Source organism: Nocardia sp. NPDC047654 (assembly GCF_043205035.1).
In the GTDB taxonomy this organism is placed as follows: Bacteria; Actinomycetota; Actinomycetes; order Mycobacteriales; family Mycobacteriaceae; genus Nocardia.
Map to the genome: position 1 here is coordinate 160,555 of NZ_JBIDDF010000001.1, position 14,509 is coordinate 175,063.

15 protein-coding genes and 1 other RNA gene are annotated in these 14,509 nt (G+C 69.0%); 10 read left to right on the top strand and 6 right to left on the bottom strand.

The genetic code is table 11. From position 1 onward, the window contains the following. Positions 1–44 precede the first annotated feature (44 nt). The 4 genes from ACGF7Y_RS00750 (at position 45) to ACGF7Y_RS00765 (ending at position 2,824) form a co-directional block, all read left to right on the top strand. On the top strand, positions 45–1,124 hold the full coding sequence (locus ACGF7Y_RS00750) for a metallophosphoesterase (RefSeq protein ID WP_393227960.1): 1,080 nt from the start codon (positions 45–47) through the stop codon (positions 1,122–1,124). Between the two features lie 67 nt (positions 1,125–1,191). Next, positions 1,192–1,434, top strand: coding sequence for a hypothetical protein (locus tag ACGF7Y_RS00755; RefSeq protein ID WP_393227962.1), 243 nt, complete (start codon positions 1,192–1,194; stop codon positions 1,432–1,434). A gap of 56 nt (positions 1,435–1,490) precedes the next feature. Beyond that, the gene (gene smpB, locus ACGF7Y_RS00760) at positions 1,491–1,964 is read left to right on the top strand and encodes an SsrA-binding protein SmpB (RefSeq protein ID WP_062969387.1); all 474 of its coding nucleotides are present in this window, start codon (positions 1,491–1,493) and stop codon (positions 1,962–1,964) included. Next, complete coding sequence (locus ACGF7Y_RS00765; RefSeq protein WP_393227964.1) at positions 1,961–2,824, top strand: EamA family transporter; 864 nt, start codon at positions 1,961–1,963, stop codon at positions 2,822–2,824. The genes smpB and ACGF7Y_RS00765 overlap by 4 nt, the downstream gene beginning before the upstream one ends. Before the next feature lie 59 nt (positions 2,825–2,883). Here ACGF7Y_RS00765 and ACGF7Y_RS00770 read toward each other — a convergent pair whose 3' ends face one another. Both ACGF7Y_RS00770 and ACGF7Y_RS00775 read right to left on the bottom strand, forming a co-directional pair. Then, positions 2,884–4,182, bottom strand: coding sequence for an ABC transporter substrate-binding protein (locus ACGF7Y_RS00770; protein WP_393227966.1), 1,299 nt, complete (start codon positions 4,180–4,182; stop codon positions 2,884–2,886). An 11-nt stretch (positions 4,183–4,193) separates the two neighbouring features. Continuing rightward, complete coding sequence (locus ACGF7Y_RS00775) at positions 4,194–5,507, bottom strand: ABC transporter substrate-binding protein (protein WP_393227968.1); 1,314 nt, start codon at positions 5,505–5,507, stop codon at positions 4,194–4,196. Between the two features lie 424 nt (positions 5,508–5,931). Between ACGF7Y_RS00775 and ssrA the strand changes: the two genes are divergently transcribed. Further along, positions 5,932–6,302: a transfer-messenger RNA gene (gene ssrA / locus ACGF7Y_RS00780) on the top strand. A 251-nt stretch (positions 6,303–6,553) separates the two neighbouring features. Here ssrA and ACGF7Y_RS00785 read toward each other — a convergent pair. Next, the gene (locus ACGF7Y_RS00785) at positions 6,554–7,243 is read right to left on the bottom strand and encodes a DUF899 domain-containing protein (RefSeq protein WP_393227970.1); all 690 of its coding nucleotides are present in this window, start codon (positions 7,241–7,243) and stop codon (positions 6,554–6,556) included. Between the two features lie 314 nt (positions 7,244–7,557). Between ACGF7Y_RS00785 and ACGF7Y_RS00790 the strand changes: the two genes are divergently transcribed. Then, on the top strand, positions 7,558–8,448 hold the full coding sequence (locus tag ACGF7Y_RS00790) for a phosphotransferase (RefSeq protein ID WP_393227972.1): 891 nt from the start codon (positions 7,558–7,560) through the stop codon (positions 8,446–8,448). Positions 8,449–8,504: 56 nt separating this feature from the next. On the opposite strand, the gene ACGF7Y_RS00795 is transcribed toward ACGF7Y_RS00790, so the two are convergent. After that, entirely contained in the window at positions 8,505–9,254 is a 750-nt protein-coding gene (locus ACGF7Y_RS00795) for an SDR family oxidoreductase (RefSeq protein ID WP_393227974.1), read from the bottom strand. Positions 9,255–9,355: 101 nt separating this feature from the next. Between ACGF7Y_RS00795 and ACGF7Y_RS00800 the strand changes: the two genes are divergently transcribed. Beyond that, the gene (locus ACGF7Y_RS00800) at positions 9,356–10,234 is read left to right on the top strand and encodes a helix-turn-helix transcriptional regulator (RefSeq protein ID WP_393227976.1); all 879 of its coding nucleotides are present in this window, start codon (positions 9,356–9,358) and stop codon (positions 10,232–10,234) included. A gap of 25 nt (positions 10,235–10,259) precedes the next feature. On the opposite strand, the gene ACGF7Y_RS00805 is transcribed toward ACGF7Y_RS00800, so the two are convergent. Continuing rightward, a complete protein-coding gene (locus ACGF7Y_RS00805) occupies positions 10,260–11,168 on the bottom strand; it encodes a DMT family transporter (RefSeq protein ID WP_393227978.1) in 909 nt (302 codons plus the stop codon). Between the two features lie 368 nt (positions 11,169–11,536). Between ACGF7Y_RS00805 and ACGF7Y_RS00810 the strand changes: the two genes are divergently transcribed. Next, positions 11,537–11,935: a hypothetical protein gene (locus ACGF7Y_RS00810; protein WP_393227980.1), complete on the top strand. Its 399-nt coding sequence runs from the start codon at positions 11,537–11,539 to the stop codon at positions 11,933–11,935. Between the two features lie 66 nt (positions 11,936–12,001). Beyond that, positions 12,002–12,907 carry a universal stress protein gene (locus tag ACGF7Y_RS00815; RefSeq protein WP_393227982.1) on the top strand — a complete coding sequence of 302 codons (906 nt, stop codon included), beginning with the start codon at positions 12,002–12,004 and terminating at the stop codon, positions 12,905–12,907. Between the two features lie 3 nt (positions 12,908–12,910). Here the strand turns inward: ACGF7Y_RS00815 and ACGF7Y_RS00820 are convergent, their stop codons facing one another. Further along, positions 12,911–13,366, bottom strand: coding sequence for a hypothetical protein (locus tag ACGF7Y_RS00820; protein WP_357033133.1), 456 nt, complete (start codon positions 13,364–13,366; stop codon positions 12,911–12,913). 152 nt (positions 13,367–13,518) lie between these two features. Between ACGF7Y_RS00820 and ACGF7Y_RS00825 the strand changes: the two genes are divergently transcribed. Beyond that, a complete protein-coding gene (locus ACGF7Y_RS00825) occupies positions 13,519–14,481 on the top strand; it encodes a GlxA family transcriptional regulator (RefSeq protein WP_393227984.1) in 963 nt (320 codons plus the stop codon). The last annotated feature ends 28 nt before the right edge of the window (positions 14,482–14,509 follow it).

The following is a 14,509-nucleotide window of genomic DNA, read 5'->3' on the forward strand; positions in this document are numbered from 1 at the left end:
AGGATGGCCACCGGGCGAGACCGTCGAGGACTGTGGAGGACAGCGTGAGTCGGAGCGAGACGATCGGGCGCCGGGAGTTCCTGGCCGGTGCGGCCACTCTCGCGGCCGGGGCCACTGTGGTCGGCCGCACTCCGGCGCACGCGGTACCCGTCGCCGAGGGGGTCACGAAGTTTCCCTTCCCGGCCGAGCGCCGGGTGCGGGTGCTGGTGACCGGCGACGCGGGCACCGGTACCCGCACCCAGTGGGCGGTCGCCGACGCCATACGCGCGCTGCACGGCCGCGAACCCGTCTCGCTGGCACTCGGCCTCGGCGACAACATCTACGAACACGGACCCGACGGCGCCGCCGACCAACAGTTCGCCGACAAGTTCGAAAATCCCAATATCGGTTTGGATTTCCCTTGGCTGATGGTGTTGGGCAACCACGACAACAGCTCGGTGCTCGGCGGTGACGGCGGGTGGCTGCTGCGCGGCAACGCCGAGGTGGAATACTATGCCGGCTCCAGGCGCTGGTGGATGCCGAGCCGCTACTACTCGGTGCGCATTCCCGCGCAGAACCCTGTCGTCGAATTCTTCGTCCTCGACGTCAACCCGCTCGCCGCCTACCTGCCGCCGGCCTTCACACCCTATTGGGCGGTCGACGGACAGTTCATGAACGAGCAGCGCGACTGGCTCGATCACGCCCTCACCGAATCGCCCGCCACGTGGAAAATCGCCTGCACCCACCACCCGTATCTGAACAACGGCCCGCACGGGGACGCGGGCCGCTACGAGGGCTTGTCGCTGGAGCCGATCAACGGCGTGCACGTGAAGAGGTTCATCGAAGACCATGTGATCGGCCGCTGCCAGTTCATCCTGTCCGGGCACGACCATTCGCTCCAGGTGCTCGAACCCACGGCGGCGACGAAGGGAACCAGGCAGATCGTGTCCGGCGCGGCCGCCAAGACGGTCGGGTCCGAGCCGCGGCTCACCGCGAGCGCGGGCCACAGCGCGCTGTACGAGAACTATCACGAGCTGGGCTTCATGGTGCTCGAGCTCAACGAGGACGGAGTCGAACTGGGCGTCCACACCGTCGACCTGACGACCGGCGCGTCCGCCGAGGCGTTCCGGCGGCGCCTGGCCTGAGTTCCAACTGGGTTGCGCCGCGCGGGAATTGCGGCGGGTCGCCGTCGTGGCGGCTACCGTTCTGGCTATGGCACCGGGTGAGGGTTCCAGTGACGCGGGCGATGACATCTCTACCGGCTCGGTGGGCGGCGAGACTCCGGACGCGCCGCCGTACGTCCGCAGCAGAACCGATCCGGCGGTGGAGAACGTATGGCTGCGGCGTCAACCACCGCCACCGCGCCCCGGCCTGCCGCGAATGTCGACGGTGGCGCTGCTCGCCGCGTTCCTCGCCGTCCTCACGCTCTACGTGGTGCTGCATCAGGGTGGTTAGGGCCTGCGCGACCTGCGGGAATAAACCGGTTGCCGGGTCACTTAGAGTGGACCGTTATGAAGGAGAAGGGGCGCAAGGTCATCGCGACCAACCGCCGGGCGCGGCACAACTACACGATTCTGGACATCTACGAGGCCGGAATCGCGCTGGTCGGCACCGAGGTGAAGAGCCTGCGCGAGGGCAAGGCCTCGCTGGTGGACGCGTTCGCGACGGTGGACAACGGCGAAGTGTGGCTGCGTGGGCTGCACATCCCCGAGTTCAGCCACGGTACCTGGACCAATCACGCGCCGCGCCGGGTGCGCAAGCTGCTGCTGCACAAGCGTGAGATCGAGCGGTTGGTCGGCAAGTCGCGGGAGGGCAACCAGACGCTGGTCCCGCTGTCGATGTACTTCTCCGACGGCAAGGTGAAGGTCGAGTTGGCGCTGGCCAAGGGTAAGCAGGACTACGACAAGCGCCAGGACTTGGCCCGGCGCACGGCCGAGCGAGAGGTCACCCGTGAACTAGGACGGCGGGTCAAAGGCATGCGGTGACTGCCGTCTTGCTCGCGCTGGTAGCCGCGGTGGGTTACGGCGTGAGCGATTTCTACGGCGGCGTGGCGTCGCGGCGGGTGACCGCACTGCGCGTCGTCATCTATTCCTATCCGTTCTCGGTGCTGCTGGTGCTCGCGCTGCTTCCGTTCGTGTCCGGGAGCGCGGACGCCGCCTCCCTGTGGTGGGGCGCGGCGGCGGGTGTCGCCAGCGGTGTCGCGGTGTGGTGGTTCTACGCCGCGCTGGCAGGCGGTCCGATGGCAGTGGTCTCACCGCTGACGGCGGTGCTGGTCGCGGGCATTCCGGTACTCGCCGGGCTGGCGACCGGCGAGCGCCCCGGCCCGCTCGCCTTCGCGGGCATCGTGTTCGCGCTGGTCGCGGTACTTCTGGTGAGCCGGGAGTCGCCGGACGAGGTGACGGAGGAGATCACCGGGGGACGCGAACTGCGGTTCACCCGCAAGGTCGCCGCGCTGACCATCGGATCAGGCGTCGCGTACGGATTCGCCTTCGTCTTCTTGCACGAGACATCGGCCCAGTCCGGACTGTGGCCGCTGCTCATGCAGCGCCTCGCGGCCACCGCGGTGGTGTGGCTCACCGCGCTGACCGCCCGCGATTTCGGGCGGCTGCGGGGCGAGCCCCTACGACTGGCCTGCTATATCAGCGTGCTGGACGTCATCAGCAACGCCGCGCTGCTGTATGCCTTCCACGGCTCGCTGCTGTCGCTGGTGAGCGTCATCGGCTCGCTCTATCCGGCCGTGACCGTGCTGCTGGCGATGGTTCTGCTCGGCGAGCGGGTCCACCGGCAGCAGCAGGCAGGCCTGGTCCTGGCGTTGGCTTCGGTCGCCCTCATCGCCGCGGCCTGAGTCCACCGAGCGGCTGCGCAGGTTCGACCGCCCAGGCCGACTCCGGCCGATCGCGCGGCTCATCGCGTGCACGGTTCGCGCAGCGATATCCGTTTCAAGGTCGGACTGCGGTAGTCGGCGACCACGGTGCGCGACCCCAATGACGTGGACGGATCGGGCACGTTGACCACCGCGCGCTGCGCCGCGACGTCGGGTTCGTCCCGCCCGTAGATCTGCTGCGCCGCCATTCCCTCGGAGTCGACGGTGAGCCCGGCAAGGGTCTTGCGCAGGGTCGGCCGGTCCAGTCCGCCGGTCTCGGCTGCCTTGGTCAGCAGCGCCTTCATCGGATAGGAGATCGCCCAGCCCAGGTTGTAGCCGAAATTCGTCGGTTCGCTCGGCGCGGCGTTCCTGGCCCGCTGGGCGCCGAGGCTCACGCCGTCCCAACCGTCGAACGGCGAGGTGTAGTTGTAGAGCGACATCAGCGCGGGCGCGGCCGGGGTCTTGAGCAGTGCGCTGTTCCAGGTCGGTGTCGATCCGAGGAACCGGCCCGTGTAACCGGATTTCGCCAGTTTGCCGACGATCTCGGCGGCTTCGGCCGGTCCGGTGGCCAGCAGGACCACGTCGGGCGGATCGGCCATGATCTCGGCGACCGGGTAATCCTGGTTGCCGACTTCGGGGTTGGGCCCGGTGTCGATCCGAGCGGTGATGCTCGCGCCGTTGTCCAGTGCCCACTTGAGCGCCCCGCTGGCGTAGTCACCGCCGTAGTTGCCGCGGTAGGCGACCACGCCGAGCGTGCGCGGCTGGTAGTGGTTCTGCGCGAACCAGTCCAGACCCAGCACGGCTTCCGTGCAGTACGAGAAGCCGTCGTCCAGCACCAGGTCTCGGTCGGTGGAGCGGTACTGCCAGCCGGACCAGAGGGTGCCCGCCCCGGTGACCAGGTCCGCGTCGTCCATCTCGCCCAGGACGGCCAGGGTCTGCGCGGTCCCGAAGCTCATCGCGAGGGCCAGCACATGGGGGGCTATGTTCTCGAATTCCGTGACGTGCCTGCGCGGATCGTAGGCGGTGTCACGCGTGTAAGTCGCGATGTCGATCTCGTAGCCGCCGATACCGCCCTGCTTGTTCACCTCGTTCCAGAACGCGAGTTGCCCGTCCTGCAGCGACTTTCCGAGCGGAGCGAAGGGGCCGTTGTTCAGGTCCGACAGAACACCCAGATAGATACAGCCCTTGTCGCGGTGGATCGCGTGCGGGCACGCTTCTCGGGTGACGCCCGGGGCAGCGGCGGACTCGGAAGCCGAACAGCCGCCGGTCAGGACGAGCCCGAGCGCGAGGGGGGCGGCCACGAGACGCAGCAGCCGACGGAGATTACGGTGGAAAGGCATGTCTTGCTCGCTTACGGCTGCACGCAGGGCTCGGTGAGGGTGACGCGGTCCTGGGTCGGGCCGTGATAATCGGTCGCCAGGGTTTTCGCGCCCAGCGGCGCGGTCTGATCCGGCGCTTCGATGACCGCTCGCTGCCGGGTGAGGTCGGGTTTCGCCGCGCCGTAGGTGTATTCGGGTATCGCGCCCTCGTAGTCGACGCGCAGGCCGTGTACGGCTTGGCGGACGCCCTTGCGGGTCAGCTTGCCTTCGTTGACCGCTCGGGTGAGCAGCGCCTTCATCGGATAGGAGAACATCCACCCGGCGCTGTAGCCCCAGGTGGAGGGCTCGCGAGTCGCCGAGGCCCTGGCCTTCTTGGCGCCGGCGCTGATGCCGTCCCAGCCGTCCAGCGGCGAGGTCATGTTGTAGCGCGTCGTGATCGCGGATGCCGCAGGGCTTTTCAACATGCCGCCGTTCCAGGTCGGGCCCGAGCCGAGAAACCTGCCCGGATAGCCGGCCAGCGCCGCCTTGCCCATGATCTCGCCCGCCTCCGCGGGGCCGGTGGCCAAGAGCACGAGATCCGCTCTGGCATTGAGGATCTTGGCGACGGCGGCGTCCTGGTTGCCGATTTGAGTGTTCGGCTCGGTGTCGATCTGCGCCACCATGTCGACGCGGTTGGCGGAGGCCCATTTTTTGGCGCCGGTGGCGTAGTCGCCGCCGTAGTCACCCTGATAGCTGACCGTGGCGATCGAAGACGGCTTCGCTTGGCGCTCGGCGATCCAGTCCAGGGCGATGATCGCCTCGGAACAATAGGAGTAGCCGGACTCCAGCAACAGACCCTTGTCGCTGTTCTCGAATTGCCAACCCGACCAGAGGGTTCCGGCAATGGCGATCATGTTCGCCGCGTCCATCTCGGGAAGTACCTTCTGCGTCTGCACGGTGCCGAAACTCATGGAGAGCGCGAGGACGTGCGGCTCGATTCGCCGGTACGCCTCGGCGTGCTTCTGCAGATCGTAGTTCGTGTCCTCGGTGTAGGTGGCGATGTCCACCTCGTATTTGCCGCCGATGCCGCCCGCTTCGTTCACCGCCTTCCAGAACGCCAGCTGGCCGTTGTGAATGTCCTTGCCCAGCGCGGCGAACGGCCCGCTGGTGAGATCGGACAGCACGCCCAGGTAGATACACCCCTTGCGGGAGTCGACCGCGTTCGGACACGGGTCGGAGGTGACCCCGGGTTCGGACGCGGCGGCCGACTTGTCACCCAGCACAGAGCACCCGGTCAGGACGAGTCCGGCGATGGCGGTGAGGGCGGACAGGCGCAGCAACCTGTCCCGAATGGTGCGAACTGCCAAAGTGTTTCCTTAGTCTGAAATCGAGATCCGCTGCTCAGAGCCGATCGTACGGCTCGTGCAGTGTAAGTCGGGTTCCTCGCCGGGCCCGGAGAACCGGCTACCAGCATCCGGGAAGGATGGGGTGTTCGAGCGGGCGGTGACGGGGATCCGGTTGAGCTGCGTGCCGTAACCCCCGGACCATATCGGAGGAACAGAGAACACGGTGCGTTCTCGACACCGCCCGAGAGTGGGGAGTTCGGAGGTTCCGGTCCGGGAACACGGCCACTTCGAAGGCTTCCTCCGACCCGCGGTGCCCACCTACCTCACCCGCGTCAGCGGCCCGGCCGACGCTGCCGGGCGTGGGGTCCACCGCGACCCGATATCGGGATGATCCGGCCTCTCGCCGGTGTTAACATGAACAGCCCGGCAAGGCGCCGGGGCGTACGGGGCTGAACGGTTTCGACTGCGTACGTAGATCTAGGGGAAGCGTGTCGGTGCAGGCAAGAGACCACCGTAAGCGTCGTTGCAACCAATTAAGCGCCGATTCTCATCAGCGCGAGTACGCTCTCGCTGCCTAACCAGCGAAGCGTCTCTGTCGGCCCGGGGCATGCCCTCGGCTCCGGTGCCGGCATCAGCTAGAGGGCTAACCGTCCTACTCGGTCGCGGAGTAGGACGGGACATCGAACAGCGACTGGGATCGTCATCCGGGCTTGTTCGCGGGACCCGGAGATCCGAGTAGAGGCACAGCGGACTGCACACGGAGAAGCCCTGGAGACGCGGCGGAGGACCCGGGTTCGATTCCCGGCAGCTCCACGACGGCGGTCTTACTCGAACCGGAGTCCACAAGGACCTCGGGGACGGTAGGACCGCCTTTCTCTTTCCTGGGGCGGGCATCGGCGCAGGCCATGCGCGTTACGGCAGCGTGGTCGGGTCGGCGAAGGGCTCGCTCGGACGATCGTCGCCCACCCCTTCGACGGTGCGGCTACTGCCGTGGGAGTTGCGGAGCTGCGACCCGCTCCTGCTGGAACTGTTGACGAGGCGGTGGGGCGGTTGATCAACCCCTGGGTTCACGCATTCGGCTCGCCGTAGGTTGCGGCGATGTCCTGGGAACTGCTCCACCGGCTGTAGGTGGGCGACTGTGGCCAGCCGTCGGGGGAGTCCTGCCAGTCCTCCTGCCTGCCGTAGGGCAGTAGGTCGATCAGGGCGAAGGAGTGGCTGAGCTGTTCTGTGCCGCGGCCGTTGGTGTGCCAGGTGCGGTAGACGGTGTCGCCGTCGCGGAGGAATACGTTGACCGCGAACCCTGCGCCGGGCGGTGCGCCGACATCGGCGCCGAAGGAACTGTTCGCGGTGGAATACCAAGCCATCTTGTTGCCGACTCGCCGCTTGTAGGCGAGTGCCTCTCGGATCGGGCCTTGGGTGACGATGACGAACCGGGCGTCGTAATTGCTCAGGAACTCCAGCCGGGTGAACTGCGAGGTGAATCCGGTGCAGCCCCCGCACTGCCACTGCTCGCCCGGAAACCACATGTGGTTGTAGACGATCAGTTGCGACATTCCGCCGAAGAGGTCGGCGAGCTGGACCGGTCCCTCCTCGCCCTCGAGGGTGTAGCCGGGCATCGCGACCATCGGCAGGCGGCGGCGCTGAGCGGCGATCGCGTCCAGTTCCCTGGTCGCGGCCTTCTCCCGGACGCGCAGCGCGTCGAGTTCGCGCTGCCAGGTATCGGCGTCGACGACGGGCGGCAGTGCTTGGGTGCTCATAGGGTCCTCCCTGTCCGGGTTCATAGCTCGAGGGCTGTAGGTGTAGACCCCGCCCGCTCGCGGAACTCATCGGTGACCGGCTACTTCCTCTCAGCCGGGGTCTCGCACCCGCCTTCCGTGGGCCGAAAACGGCAAAGCGGGGAAAACGGGCGGATTCTGTTTGGTTGCTGACTGTGGTGGAATTGCCGGGGTAATGTCCACTGAGCAGGGAAAATGGGGTGTTTGCCCCCCGGTATCTGGATGGCTGCCATGAAGCTCGAAGCCGAGATTCGCAACTTCTCCCGAGACGGGAGCGGGGGGCTTGGGAGGCTGACATGACTGCGGGAATCGCGGGTAACGGGATGCGGTCGATCCTGCGTGCCGCCTGTGTGAGCGCCGGGATAGATGCGAGCGATGCCGAACCGGTGGGGTCGCAAGGGGTCTACCGGTTGCGCGGCGGGCTCGTCGTGCGGATCGGCGAGCGGGGACAGAAACTCGCGACCGGGCGGGAAGTCGCGGTCGCTCGATGGCTGGAGACCTGCGGGGTGTCCGCGGCGCGCGTCGTCGCGGACATTCCGCAGCCGGTAGTGGTCGACGGACGCCCGGTGACCTTCTGGCAGGAGCTGCCGCCGCATCACCCGGGCACGCCCGGTGAGGTCGCCAGGGCGCTGGGACAGCTGCACCGGCTACCACTGCCGGGCTTCGAACTACGCCGGATGTCGCCCCTGGCCGGGGTGGAGGAGGAGATCGCCGCCGCGCACACGGTGACCGAGGACGACCGGCGCTGGCTGGGCAAACACTTGGAGGAACTGCGCGGCCGCTGGAAGGCGCTGCCGAAGGGCCTGCCCTGGTCGGTGGTCCAGGGTGGCGGTTGGGAGGACGGCGTGGTGGTCGGCGACGACGGCGACGTCATCCTGGCCGGCTTGGGGCAGGCGATGATCGGCCCGCCGGAGTGGGACCTGGTGCACACGGCGATCGAGTGCTGGACCGCGGGCGAGCTCACCGCTTCGCAGTACGCGGAATTCTGCGCCGGTTACGGCCGCGACGTGATGCGCTGGGACGGCTTCTACCTGCTGCGCGACATCCAGGAGTTCCGGATGGCCTTGCAGTCGATGCGCGCCGCCACCGTCGACTCCACCTATCAGCGGCAGGCGCTGCGCCGCCTCGCCTACATCCGCGGCGACGAGGGCATGCGGCCGTGGCCCGAGTGGGCGGACCTCGACTAGTCCGCCCACGACGCCGCAACCGAAGGTGTCTTCTCCGCCGGCCGGCAAGCGGGTGATCAGCCCTGCTGAGTCGGGACGACGACGAGTTCGGCGATATTGACGTGCTCGGGCAGGCCGACCGCGTAGGCGATCGCGTCGGCGATGTCGCGGGGTCGCAGGATCTCGATCGCGGTGCGCCACTGCTCCAGCCCGGCGCGCTGTTGTTCGTCCTGCATCCCCGCGCCGAGTTCGGTGCCGACGAAGCCGGGTTCGATGTTCTTGACCCGCACGCCGCGCGGCCCGAATTCGGCGCGCAGGTTGCGGGTCAGGTGCGCGACCGCGGCCTTGGTGGCGGTGTAGACGGCGTAGTTGGGGAACACCGTGTGGCCGCCGATCGAGCCGACCAGCACCAGATCCGCTCGCGCGCCCCGTTCCGCGGCCGCGAGCAGGTCGTCGATGAACGCTCTCGCGGTATAGAGCAGGCCGGTGATGTTGGTGCCGACCATCTGGTCCCACTCGTCGGTGAGCGCGGACTCGAACGGTGCGGCGAGCATGACGCCCGCGTTCGCGACGACCAGGTCGACGGAACCGAATGCCGCCCGCACGGTGGCCGCGGCGTCTCGCATGGACTGCTGGTCGGCGACGTCGGCGACCACCGCGAGCGCGTCCCCGCCGATCTCGGCGGCGAGTTCCTCGATGCGATCCTTGCGCCTGCCGAGCAGGGCGACCTTCGCGCCGCCCCGCGCGAGCTGCCGCGCGGTCGCTGCGCCGATTCCACTGGATGCTCCGGTGACGACCGCCACGCGGCCGGTGATGTTGTTCGTCATGTCCACAACGTTGCGCGCCCGCGCGGCCGCCTGACAGGCTGCGGTCCTCCTGGTAGTCGCGGGACCACCCAGGCTCACGTCGGCTCACCTAGGCTCGGATCATGGACTCCGACAATCGACTGGGCGCTTTCCTGCGTGCGCGCCGCGAGCTGGTGCGACCGGAGGATTTCGGGATGTCCGGTGGTGGTCAGCGGCGGGTCGCCGGACTGCGCCGGGAGGAGATCGCCCTGCTCGCGGGGGTGAGCGCCGACTATTACGTACGGCTGGAGCAGGGACGCGACCGGCATCCCTCCGAACAGGTGATCGCCGCGCTGGCGCGGGTGTTCGCGCTGGACGAAGAGGGCACGGCGCATCTGCGGGCGTTGGCGCGGCCGACGGCCGCGCGATCGCGGGCGCCGCGACGGCCCGAACGGGTGGCGCCGGGGCTACTGCGCCTGATGGAGGCGTGGCCGCATACGCCCGCGGTGGTGCTCGGCAGATACCTGGACGTCCTGGCGGCGAATCCGCTGGCCGCGGCCGTCAATTCGTGCTCGGTGCCGGGCGTCAATCAGGTGCGGATGGTCTTTCTCGATCCCGAGGCGCGCGATCTCTACGGCGACTGGCCGACCATCGCGGCCGATACGGTCGCCAGCCTGCGGGCGACCGCGGGCGCGGACCTGGACGATCCGCGATTGACCGAGCTGGTCGGGGAGCTTTCGCTGAAGAGCGAGGAATTCCGGCAACTGTGGGCGCGCCACGACGTCCGGGTGAAGACCGCGGGCGTCAAACACTTCCGCAACCCCATGGTCGGGGACCTCACGTTGTCCTACGAGACGTTCAGCGTCAACGGCGCACCGGGCCAGATACTCATCGCCTACCACGCGGAACCGGGATCGTCCTCGGAGCGATCGCTGGCCCTGCTCGGCAGTTTGATCGCGGACGACGGGAAAACGACCGGTGCCGAGCGCCGCGACGCCGGTACGTCTCGGCCGCAGCGCTGAGCGAGTCCGGCGCCGATCGGCCGAGTCAATCCATCGTTTCGGTCCGGGTCGCCCCCGCCGACGCCGCCACCACACACCCGACGCCCGCCCACTGTCCGAGGTTCATGACCTGACCGAGGACGACCAAGCCCGCGATCGCCGCGACCGCGGGCTCCAAGCTCATCAGCACGCCGAAAACGCGGGGCGGAATGCGCCGCAGCGCTTCCAGCTCCACCGAATACGGCAACACCGATGACAGCATCGCGACCGCGAATCCGGCGGCGAGCACGGCGGGCTGCAACAGCGCGGCGCCCGCATCGATCACGCCGACCGGCAGCATCACAAGTCCGCCGAATGCCATGGCGAGCGCCAACCCGCCCCCGCCGCTCGTCCGTTCGCCCAGCGCGGCGCTGAGCAAGATGTAACCCGCCCAGCACGCCGCCGCGGCCAGCGCGAACATCACCCCCACCCAGTCCACGTCCCCGTCCGCCCGGGTCAGCAGCAGCACCCCGGCCCCGGCCAGCACCGCCCACAGCGGGTCGATCCAGCGCCGCGATCCGGCCAGCGCGACGGTGAGCGGTCCCAGGAACTCGATGGTCACCGCCATGCCGAGGGGGATCCGGTCGATCGCCTCGTAGAACGAGAGGTTCATCAGCGCGAGCACCGCCCCGTACCCGAGCACGACCGGCAGCGCACCACGCCCCACCCGTAGCGACGAACGCCAGATCACCAGCAGGACGATCCCGGCGAAGACCAGCCGCAGCATGACCGCTCCGGCCGCGCCGGTCGCCGCGAACAGCTGGGTGGCCACCGCCGCGCCCACCTGCACGCTGACGATGCCCGCCAGCACCAGCGCCGTCGGCGGCACACCACCGAGCCCCTGCGCGGCGACCCTGCGTCGTACCGACAACGGCCTCGCGCCGCGCACCATCCGCTCGAAGTCGATCGCTACCACACCAGCACCTCCGTCGCTCCCCGGGAAGACCCTCGGATACACAACCACGAGGGGACGACACGATCGTCAGGCGGCACGAGATCCCCTCGCCGGGCCGGGCCGGGCCGGGCCGCGCCGCACGCCGCCGGTGAGGTGAGCGGCTGTGGTGCGGTCGTTGTCGCGCCGCGTCGACACGACGGAACGGACCCGTTCGAGCGAGCCACCGAGGAGCACGTGCGCCGACGGATCTCGGTGCGCCGGTGCGAGCCGATTTCCGCGGTTCGCACCCCGTCGAAGCCGTGCGGGAGTGAGGATCTAGTTATCGCGTCGGTGCGCGCGGCCGGCGTCCGTTCGACGAGGAGCGACTCACGACCGATAGGACCACCCGAATGCGGAGACGAATCGGTGCGACAGCGGCGGCGCTCGGAGCCGTCGCGGCGGTCACGATGGCCGACCCGGCCTCGGCCGGGGCCACGGTGACCCAGGTGGGGATGTATCCCGGCCTCAATTTCGGGTTGGTGACCAATTACGGGACGGGCTGCACGTATACCGCGCGAGCCACCGTGACCGACGTCGTCGCACCGGTGGTGTTCTACGACAACGGCATTCCGTTCGGTGTGGTCCGGCCGTCCGGCGGCGTCGCGCTGATCGACTGGGTGCCCGCCACGCAGGGACCGCACACCATCAGTGCCGTGCAGGAGCCGGACGCGCCGTATGTGGCGAGTATCGACCTCCCGGTCGGCGAAGGCATCCGCCTGGGCAACGCGTGCGTCGTCCGCGGCGGTTGACGGCGACGTCCGCCGCACCGGTGATCGGCGGTCCGAGCTCGATCTCTTCGGCGGGAAGGAATGAGCATGCGAAGCAACGGGCCGATCATCGTCGGTGTGGACGGGTCCGCCGGGTCGGCGGTGGCGGTCGCGTGGGGAGCACAGGCCGCCGCGCAGCATCGGGCGCCGTTGCGTCTGGCGCACGTGGTGGATCCGGTCGCCGACTACGGGCCCGGTGTCACCGAACCGCTCACCAGCACCGACTACGCCCGATTGGAGGGGCACGGTCGCTGGGTGCTGGACACCGCGGCCGAGGAGGCGCGCATCGCGGTCCGGGCGCTGCACGACATCGAGATCAGCACCGAGCTGGTGCACGAGCCGGTCGGTCCGGCGCTGCTCGACCGCACCGGCGGCGCGCGGATGATGGTGGTCGGCACCCGCGGTCGCGGGACCGTACAGCGTGCTCTGCTGGGATCGGTCAGCGCGGCGCTGGCGCGACGGGCGCGCTGCCCGGTGGTCGTGGTCCGGGAGGGCGCCCCGCTCACCGGGGGTGCCAGGAAGAAGCTGATCGTCGTCGGCGTAGACGGCACCGAGATCAGCGAACCCGCTATCGAAGCGGCGCTGCACGAGGCCTCGGCGCGGGGTGTGCCCCTGCTGGCCCTGCATGTGTGGACGGGCGTCGAACTGCCGTCGGTGAGTGCTGAACTCGCGGTGGATACCGAGAAGCAGATCGTGCTGGCGGAAAGCCTCGCCGGGTGGCAGGAGCGTTTTCCCGATGTCGAGATCCGGCGCGAGATCGTGACCGACCGGCCCGAGCGCTGCCTGCTGGAACGTTCCGGGCAGGCCCAGTTGCTGGTGGTGGGCAGCCGCGGTCGAGGCGGGTTCGCCGGCATGCTGTTCGGTTCGACCAGTCAGGCACTGCTGCTGTCGGTGGCGTGCCCCATCATGATCGTTCGCGATGTCTCGATGGCGGTCCGCTACCTGCCCGACTGAGCCTCACACTCCGGTCGTCGAGCCCGGCCGCACGATCATCAGAACGGTGACCGCCGCCCACAGCAGGTTGAACACTCCCGTGTCCATGGCGAGACGGCGGATCAGCGCCGGAGTGGTGCCGGTGAGGTCGGCGAGGACCTTCTGCTGCCCGGGCAGCACGAGCAGTGCGAGCACGCCCGCCGCGGCCGCGGTCAATCCGATCGACACCACCAGCCAGGTGTCGCCGAGCACGCCGAGAGCGAGCGCGGTGAGTACGCCGAAAGCCGGGACCGCCACGCCGAGCAGGGCATAGACGCGGCAGATGCGATGCAGCGTGCCGAGGACGGCCGGGTCGTGCCCGGTCGCGGTGGCGGCGAGGGCGCGGCGGGTGGTGGCGGGAAACATGCTGGCCGCCACCGTCACCGGGCCGACGGCGATGATCACGGCGAGCACGTGGACCGAGAGCAGGAACTTCGTCACGGCGGTCGACACTAGCCAGGATCTGGCGCGGGCGAAATTGGCGAAAGTGCCATATACCGCTCGTTTCTCGCCAAGGGCCGTGAAATGCGGATATTCAGCAGAAGCCAGTTCGGCGCATTGGCTGGAATCAGCCGGACGCCTAAACTATCGCCATGCACACCGTGGTCGTCCTCGCGCTGGACCAGGTGATCGCGTTCGATCTGGCCACGCCGGTGGAAGTGTTCGGGCGTACCTGCCTCCCCGATGGCAGGCCCGCCTATCGCGTGCTGGTCTGCGCGGGCACCCCGACGGTCGACGCGGGGCTGTTCACGATGCGGGCCCCGCGCGGGCTCGACGCGCTGGGCGAAGCCGACACGATCGTGCTGCCCGGCTGCGCCGATCCGGCCCTTCCGGTGCCGGACGAGGTGCTCGAGGCGCTGCGCCGCGCCGCGGCCGCGGGCACCCGTCTCGCGTCGATCTGTTCCGGCGCCTTCATCCTGGCGGCGACCGGATTGCTGAACGGGCACCGCGCGACCACGCACTGGCTCGCCGCCGCGGACCTCGCGGCCCGCTACCCGGACATCGACGTGGATCCCGACGTGCTGTACGTGGACAACGGCTCGCTGCTCACCTCGGCGGGCGCCGCGGCCGGAATCGATCTGTGCCTGCACATGATCCGCCGGGACTACGGCTCGGCGGTCGCGGCCGACGCGGCCAGGAAGTCGGTCGTCCCGCTGGAGCGGGAAGGGGGGCAGGCGCAGTTCATCGTGCACGACCAGCCGCCGACGCCGCGCGGCTCGGCGCTGGAGCCGGTGCTGCGGTGGATCCAGGACAACTCCGCGCGGGATCTCACCCTCGACGACATCGCCGCCCAGGCCGGGATGAGCACCCGCACGCTCAACCGGCGGTTCCGCGAGCACACCGGGACCACGCCCCTTCAGTGGCTGCTGCGCGCGCGAATCCGGCAGGCCCAGCATCTGCTCGAAGCCACAAGCCACCCGGTCGACCGGATCGCGGGCCAGGTCGGTTTCGGCTCGCCCACCGCGTTCCGCGACCGCTTCAAGCGAGTGGTCGGGACGAGTCCGCACAACTATCGCGCGGCATTTCACGGCTCCGATGCGAACCTGTCCGGCTAGCGCGGGGCCGTGCCGGATGGGGCGCGGT

Coding starts and splice junctions, on each gene's coding strand:
- ACGF7Y_RS00790 (WP_393227972.1), top strand. CDS start 7,558: ATGACTGCGGGAATCGCGGGTAACGGGATGCGGTCGATCCTGCGTGCC.
- ACGF7Y_RS00825 (WP_393227984.1), top strand. CDS start 13,519: ATGCACACCGTGGTCGTCCTCGCGCTGGACCAGGTGATCGCGTTCGAT.
- ACGF7Y_RS00770 (WP_393227966.1), bottom strand. CDS start 4,182: ATGCCTTTCCACCGTAATCTCCGTCGGCTGCTGCGTCTCGTGGCCGCC.
- ACGF7Y_RS00810 (WP_393227980.1), top strand. CDS start 11,537: ATGCGGAGACGAATCGGTGCGACAGCGGCGGCGCTCGGAGCCGTCGCG.
- ACGF7Y_RS00795 (WP_393227974.1), bottom strand. CDS start 9,254: ATGACGAACAACATCACCGGCCGCGTGGCGGTCGTCACCGGAGCATCC.
- ACGF7Y_RS00815 (WP_393227982.1), top strand. CDS start 12,002: ATGCGAAGCAACGGGCCGATCATCGTCGGTGTGGACGGGTCCGCCGGG.
- ACGF7Y_RS00785 (WP_393227970.1), bottom strand. CDS start 7,243: ATGAGCACCCAAGCACTGCCGCCCGTCGTCGACGCCGATACCTGGCAG.
- ACGF7Y_RS00755 (WP_393227962.1), top strand. CDS start 1,192: ATGGCACCGGGTGAGGGTTCCAGTGACGCGGGCGATGACATCTCTACC.
- ACGF7Y_RS00800 (WP_393227976.1), top strand. CDS start 9,356: ATGGACTCCGACAATCGACTGGGCGCTTTCCTGCGTGCGCGCCGCGAG.
- smpB (WP_062969387.1), top strand. CDS start 1,491: ATGAAGGAGAAGGGGCGCAAGGTCATCGCGACCAACCGCCGGGCGCGG.